General features: G+C 46.9%; 6 protein-coding genes and 3 pseudogenes. 3 read left to right on the top strand and 6 right to left on the bottom strand.

All coding sequences use genetic code 11. The features are described 5' to 3' along the window. Both ACM0OZ_RS47510 and ACM0OZ_RS47505 read left to right on the top strand, forming a co-directional pair. Positions 1–245: pseudogene (locus ACM0OZ_RS47510) on the top strand (hypothetical protein); the annotation flags it as partial. After that, positions 242–472 carry a hypothetical protein gene (locus ACM0OZ_RS47505; protein ID WP_414589931.1) on the top strand — a complete coding sequence of 77 codons (231 nt, stop codon included), beginning with the start codon at positions 242–244 and terminating at the stop codon, positions 470–472. The pseudogene ACM0OZ_RS47510 and the gene ACM0OZ_RS47505, both read left to right, overlap by 4 nt. Here ACM0OZ_RS47505 and ACM0OZ_RS47500 read toward each other — a convergent pair. The 3 genes and pseudogenes from ACM0OZ_RS47500 to ACM0OZ_RS47490 all read right to left on the bottom strand — a co-directional run. Then, positions 450–836, bottom strand: a pseudogene (locus ACM0OZ_RS47500) (cytosolic protein); the annotation flags it as partial. The gene ACM0OZ_RS47505 and the pseudogene ACM0OZ_RS47500 sit on opposite strands and share 23 nt — an antisense overlap. Positions 837–921: 85 nt before the next feature. After that, the gene (ltrA, locus tag ACM0OZ_RS47495) at positions 922–2,721 is read right to left on the bottom strand and encodes a group II intron reverse transcriptase/maturase (protein WP_414589930.1); all 1,800 of its coding nucleotides are present in this window, start codon (positions 2,719–2,721) and stop codon (positions 922–924) included. Positions 2,722–3,307: 586 nt separating this feature from the next. Further along, entirely contained in the window at positions 3,308–3,478 is a 171-nt protein-coding gene (locus tag ACM0OZ_RS47490) for a hypothetical protein (RefSeq protein WP_414589929.1), read from the bottom strand. Positions 3,479–3,767: 289 nt separating this feature from the next. On the opposite strand from ACM0OZ_RS47490, the gene ACM0OZ_RS47485 reads away from it, so the two are divergent. Next, the gene (locus ACM0OZ_RS47485) at positions 3,768–4,013 is read left to right on the top strand and encodes a hypothetical protein (RefSeq protein ID WP_414589928.1); all 246 of its coding nucleotides are present in this window, start codon (positions 3,768–3,770) and stop codon (positions 4,011–4,013) included. A gap of 63 nt (positions 4,014–4,076) precedes the next feature. Here ACM0OZ_RS47485 and ACM0OZ_RS47480 read toward each other — a convergent pair whose 3' ends face one another. The 3 genes and pseudogenes from ACM0OZ_RS47480 to ACM0OZ_RS47470 form a co-directional block, all read right to left on the bottom strand. Beyond that, positions 4,077–4,349 (bottom strand): DNA cytosine methyltransferase, encoded by a 273-nt coding sequence (locus tag ACM0OZ_RS47480; protein WP_414589927.1) that lies wholly within the window; start codon positions 4,347–4,349, stop codon positions 4,077–4,079. Positions 4,350–4,656: 307 nt separating this feature from the next. Continuing rightward, on the bottom strand, positions 4,657–5,142 hold the full coding sequence (locus tag ACM0OZ_RS47475; protein WP_414589926.1) for a hypothetical protein: 486 nt from the start codon (positions 5,140–5,142) through the stop codon (positions 4,657–4,659). Beyond that, positions 5,139–5,656 (bottom strand): annotated as a pseudogene (locus tag ACM0OZ_RS47470) (hypothetical protein); the annotation flags it as partial. The pseudogene ACM0OZ_RS47470 and the gene ACM0OZ_RS47475, both read right to left, overlap by 4 nt.

The raw sequence follows: 5,656 nt of genomic DNA, 5'->3' as shown, positions 1-5,656 counted from the left end.
TCATGTCATTTCTCAATTTTAAACTGTCTGATTATTTCTGTCGCACAGTACTAGATGAAGCTCGCGCACTCCTGGGTAAAACAAAAGAGGTGACGGTGCTTAAGACAGTGATTCACAATAAGCAAGCGATCGCAGACACCTTTGGTCAAGCTGCAACAATTTGGGATTTACCAGGTCGTCCAGCAACTGAGTCGGCTAGGGAATATGAGCGGCTGTTCAAAGAAATTATGGGGATGGTGCCATGAGTACCAAGAAGCGAAAGCCCCTCGATGATGCCCTAGCGAGTGAATTTGTCTATGGCCCCAAGGAGCAACCCCACGTCAAAGAGACAGAAACTCAAGACTCGGCTACCACGGTAGAACAAGAAACTGTGCCAGTGGCAAAGCCAGTTGAAAAACCTACATCCACTACTGAACCCAAAAAACCATCACTTATGTCTCAACTTTACTCAACCACTCCCAATGAGCCATGACTACGGTAGCAAAGGGGTTGCGACTGGCTTCTAGCTCTGACCACTGCTCTTGGTAGTCTAGCAATTTCACCACCGGAAATTTAAACCCGACTTCACAGCCAAATAACTGATAGCCAAATTGATTTGGTCGCCAGCTTGTGCGCTCGTCTCCCAGTACCGCTAAAGAAGCGACCGAGCGCTTGTAACGGTCGTAGATGCGGTAGTTGTACACAAACATCCGCTCGGCAAAATCGCTTTCTTCCTGGCTTTGGATTTCTACATGGATTAAAACCCATGCTTCTTCGCCCCCGGTGCGATAAATCTTAACGAGTTTATCGACCAGCCGCCGCCCTAGTTCTGCATCCCGCACCACTTGATTAAAGTCAACGACTCCCTCACGAGAGCCGTTGCTCTCCAAAACCGTGCTTAACAGTTTCCCGTTACACGGCTCCTCAGTGAAGAGGTGCTTATCATGCATACCTCATTACCCATTTATCCGCGACTTTTTCGAGTCTTTTGGTGGGCTTAGGCTTGGCACTGTTACAGCCAGATTTAGCGCCATGACTGCTATCATGTGCAGTTTTTGTATCATGGCAATGTCTGTGGAGAAGTTGCAAATTGTCATAGGAATTCTTTCCACCAAGCGATTTAGGAATTCTGTGGTCAACTTCCATCACATCATTCTCACGAAAAAACAAACCGCAGTGGGCACACTTTCCAAGTTGTTTTTTCAGGAGTTTAGCTACCTGAGGTGGCAATTGTGGATTGTTACCCATTCTTGTACTCCAGTAAACTAGGTTTCCGTCGTATGGGGACGAGGAGCCTTTGACTTTCACATGACGCACAATTGGAGTGTGACCATGTTTGAGTAAACGAAGTGAAGATTTTCCTTCGTTGTTGATGGCAAAAACCCAGTTATCACCGTCTATTGATTGCCAATATTTTTTTGACACCCAATTAGCGTTCTTTTTGGGATGACGGCGTTTTGCCCAAGCTCTGAGCTTTTGGTACACCAGGTAATCCATTTGTGAGTAGATTTCCTTACTGACTACAGTCGCATAGTAATTCGACCATCCCCGGATAATAGGATTAAGTCGGCTGATGAGTGCCGATTGTGGGGCAGCCTTATGAGCATCTATGAGACTTGCGATTTGGTCATAATGTACCGAACACTTTTTTTGACTTGGGGTGATGAGGGTTTTAAAACCTTGCTTTGAGTGAGTTTTTCCTACTGCCCATTGTCGGATATTGAAACCAAGGAAATCGAATCCTGGTTTTTGTTCTCCGTACTGATGGAGAGTATGGGTGAGTCTCGTCTTGCTTGGTTTTAATTCCAAGCCCATGCTATGTAACCATTCGGAGATAATTTCTCGACATCTAGTGATGACGGTTATGTCCTCGTGGAGAATCACGAAGTCATCGGCATATCGTATCAGGTTTAAGGTTTTGCATTTGACTTGCCAACTGGCTTGTCCTGTCCCTTGAGACTTTTTCATGTCTAGGGTTTTGGCATATTCCTGAATGCGATTTTCCATCCCGTGGAGGGCTATATTAGACAACAAGGGTGAAATTGTTCCACCCTGTGGTGTACCCTCAGATGTTGGAAACAACTGCTTTCCATCCATCACCCCCGCTTTTAACCATGCTCGAATTTGTCGGCGGATGGTGGGGGATGTATTTAATTTCCGCAGCAGTGCTTCATGGTCAATACGGTCAAAACATTTAGCAATGTCCGCGTCAAGGACGTATTTCGCCTTTTGTTTAATTGCATTGAAGATTGCCTCAACCGCATCATGGCATGAGCGTCCGGCTCTGAACCCGTATGAATTAGGTTCAAATCGCGCCTCCCATTCTGGTTCTAATGCCAGTTTGACGAGGGCTTGCAAGGCGCGGTCAAAAATTGTCGGTATACCCAAAAGTCGCTTTTCTTCCGTTCCCGGCTTTGGAATCCATACCCGCCTGGTTGGGCTGACCTTTGACCCCAGTTTTAATTCACCTACAAGGCGTAGACGTTTGCTTGGAGACAATGATTTTACACCATCCACACCTGCCGTCTTCTTTCCTTGGTTATCCTGGGTCACCCGACGAACCGCCAATGCTCTTGCTGACCAAGACTTCATCAACGTCTTCTGGAGTCGGCGATATGTTTTTACATCACCACGACTTGAGGCTTGATAAATTCTCTTTTGAAGCTGATAAACGCGACGCTCTAACTTTCGCCAGTTAATCGCGTTCCATTCCACCGTAGTCTTGAAACTCGTATTAGACATTATACTTCTACTGGAAACTTTATCTTCCACTTCACCGTGAGTCTGTCTGCATATCCTGGGCATTACCCCAGGCTTTCGCTTTTGACTCAATCTTTCCTGCTCGTTGCATCCGGTTAGTACCTACAAAGGAAGAATTCTTCTCCCATTGAGCAACTGAGCGGTTATCTCGTTCCGAAAGACCATTCTATGTACCTTTAGAGATGATGCTCTACACCGGGTTTGTTGGAAGTGCATATTGGTCGGCTACAATCCCGCCAACTCCCTTATCCTTTGCCTTTTGGCTCCAGCGCAAACAGCCTTATTTCGCTGGGTCAAGGTAACGATGTATCAAACACATCTTCAGGTTTTACCTTATTCATGGGTACTTTGCTCGGCAGGGTACCGAATTAGGCTTCCAGTAGTACTGCCTTTTCACCCCGCTTCAGGCGTTGATGACTAGTCGCGAACCTGGGGGTGATGCTTTCACCGCTGCACCTGCGGGGTAGGATTCTCACCTACATGGTCTTTCAGTTGTCAGGGTTTTGTTGAGGTTTTCCTCTTCTTAATACCCTGCCTGTTATCCCTAAGCTGTTCTAGGTTACTTAGCTTATTTCAACAGAACGATTCGCACTTGCAGTTCTTTGTCCAAGAACTCAAAGCCCCGGCTCCAGGAGATTTCGCTATGAGCTTGGGGGAAGAAAAACAGGATAAAGTCCTCAAAATATCGCTGTAGTATGTCTTTCCAGAGGGTGTCAAATTCAGTTTGGGGGTTGTTCACTGTCCTTTGATGGGTAGTTTTGAACTGGCTTTTAAAGTGTGCAGTGCGACACGGTAGCAAATTGTAAGAGTAAATCTTCTCACTAATCAAGCTCGAACTGCTCTCTCATTGGCAAAGGCGATCGCTTCTTAGCTGACTTTTCCCCCAGAACTAAAACCTGTTAACAGCTTTTGAGGAGCTGCAAGATATCTGAGATAGACCAGTGGGAGGCGATTGCCATGCCCTTCTGTGTCAAGAAGGAAAATCACATACCGACTTTTCCCCCAGAACTAAAACCTGTTAACAGCTTTTGAGGAGCTGCAAGATATCTGAGATAGACCAGCGGGATGCGATCGCATACCTCACCGAATACACAAGAGACGAAGGAACGCTAAAAGCCCTAGTGATACAGCCATTAGCGCTTTTAGCTATCGGGGTTTTCTCTTCATATTTATATGCCCAGTACCAGTGGGATGGTTCCTCTGGTTCCCGATGCCCTTCTACTCTGGGAAAAGTAGCAATGGTTCCATCCTTAAGCTTTTTATTTTTGGTGTAGTGTTCCAGCCAGCCAGAAGCGGAGCGCTTTTTGCTCAGTTCTGGGGGAATTGGATTTTGGATTTTAGATTTCAGTTCTGGGGGAATTGAACTTTGGATTTTGGATTTTGGTTCTGGGGGAATTGGACTTTGGATTTTGGATTTCAGTTCTGGGGGAAAAGTCCCTGATGTCGCTGTGGATGGGGATGTTGGGGTAATGCTCAAGCAGGACGGCTTGGGCGTCGGGGTCAAGTTCGACGAATTGCTTGGTGGTGATATCAAAAGAGGCGATTCTAATTCCTTGCTCAAATCCTCCGATTCCTGCAAAGAGGCTGAGGTGTCTCTTGGCTTGGGGCATAGTTCCAGGCAATCGTTGCTAAGTGTGACTGTGTGCGGCTCGTAGTTCTGGGACTCATTGAACAAAACCTCCGTTGAGAAACCGTTAACGGCTGCGACTGTCCCCACATTGCTATTCAGGTAAGTTTTGCCTTGAGGAAGTTCGGCGGTCATCTTAACCCGAATGCGAGCGCCTACCTTCCACAGTGGCGGAAATGCGCTGCCATCTTCCCAGGCTGGATCTACTCCACCGTCCCAATCGCGTTTGTGCTTATGCTTGGGCTTGGTGTACTGCTCAACATCAAACAGCCGAACTTCGTCAGCTTTAGTCAATCTGACTCACCCCCTAAATACTTGCTTCTCATTGCCATCCATTGCTCATGAGTTATCGCTTCAATTTCACGCTTTCTTAAAAGCACTTCGCGGTTATCGTTTTCTGTGCGAGTACAGCTTCCCGGCATCGCTATCTTTTCAGATAAAGCTTTGATGTTGATAAACTTTCGCGCTTGTGTTAAACGCCAGTCCTCACGGGAAAATTTGTCTAATTTGGCGCAGATGCTAGCTGTAAAGCGTTGGTCGTAGTTGGGGTTGCCTCGAATCATTTCCCCAGCTTGGCACTGGGGATTTTGACAAACCACGGATTTATCCTGGTGATGGTCGTAATCTGGAATGACTAACCGAATCAGGTGAAGCTGGACTTTCCCCGTATCTTGGCAGCAGAAGCATTTCCACGTTGGGTGCCAAAGTTCCTTTTCTGCCTCTGGTTTTTCCAGTTCTGGGCGAATGGGTTCGCGGGGCAATTGCGGGAAGTTCATACGCACACCCCCTCAAAAGCATTAACCGCAAAAGCCCAGTCATAAAAAGCTTGACGCACCTCTCGCTCCGCTTCGTTTTCGTGTACCCACTCATAACCGCGTTCAAAAGCTGCCCAAATCCATTCATTGAAGCGCGGGTCATTGTGCCAATCTTGCCCAGTTGCGGCTTTCTTCTTTGCTTGGCGACCCGAAGGGGAATTTAAAAATTTCTGCCACCAGTTTTTCAAGTCTGAGGGTTTATTGAGAAACCTTTCTAGGCTGATAATTTCCTTCCCTGGCTCTCCATTTTTGGCGGTTATCTTTTTCCAAGAGTCCCTGACAAATTTTTCAAAATTCTCTCTCTCTCCTTCTGAGAGAGTCTGAATAAACTCTGAATAGATCTGATAGATCTGAGGAGTGCTGGAATCTAGATTTGGTGAGGGTTTCAGGCTTTGATTTTCCCGCTCGTGGGAATCTGTGTCCCGCTCGTGGGAATCTGTGTCCCGCTCGTGGGAATCTGTGTCCCGCTCGTGGG

The organism is Scytonema sp. PCC 10023 (assembly GCF_963920835.1).
Taxonomy (GTDB): Bacteria; Cyanobacteriota; Cyanobacteriia; order Cyanobacteriales; family Nostocaceae; genus Kalymmatonema.
The sequence above is the reverse complement of the archived record's forward strand: the minus strand, read 5'-3'. Positions and strand labels throughout refer to the sequence as shown.

Excerpts from the sequence above, each read along its gene's own strand:
- ACM0OZ_RS47505 (WP_414589931.1), top strand. The coding sequence starts at position 242 with ATGAGTACCAAGAAGCGAAAGCCCCTCGATGATGCCCTAGCGAGTGAA.
- ltrA (WP_414589930.1), bottom strand. The coding sequence starts at position 2,721 with ATGTCTAATACGAGTTTCAAGACTACGGTGGAATGGAACGCGATTAAC.
- ACM0OZ_RS47480 (WP_414589927.1), bottom strand. The coding sequence starts at position 4,349 with ATGCCCCAAGCCAAGAGACACCTCAGCCTCTTTGCAGGAATCGGAGGA.
- ACM0OZ_RS47475 (WP_414589926.1), bottom strand. The coding sequence starts at position 5,142 with ATGAACTTCCCGCAATTGCCCCGCGAACCCATTCGCCCAGAACTGGAA.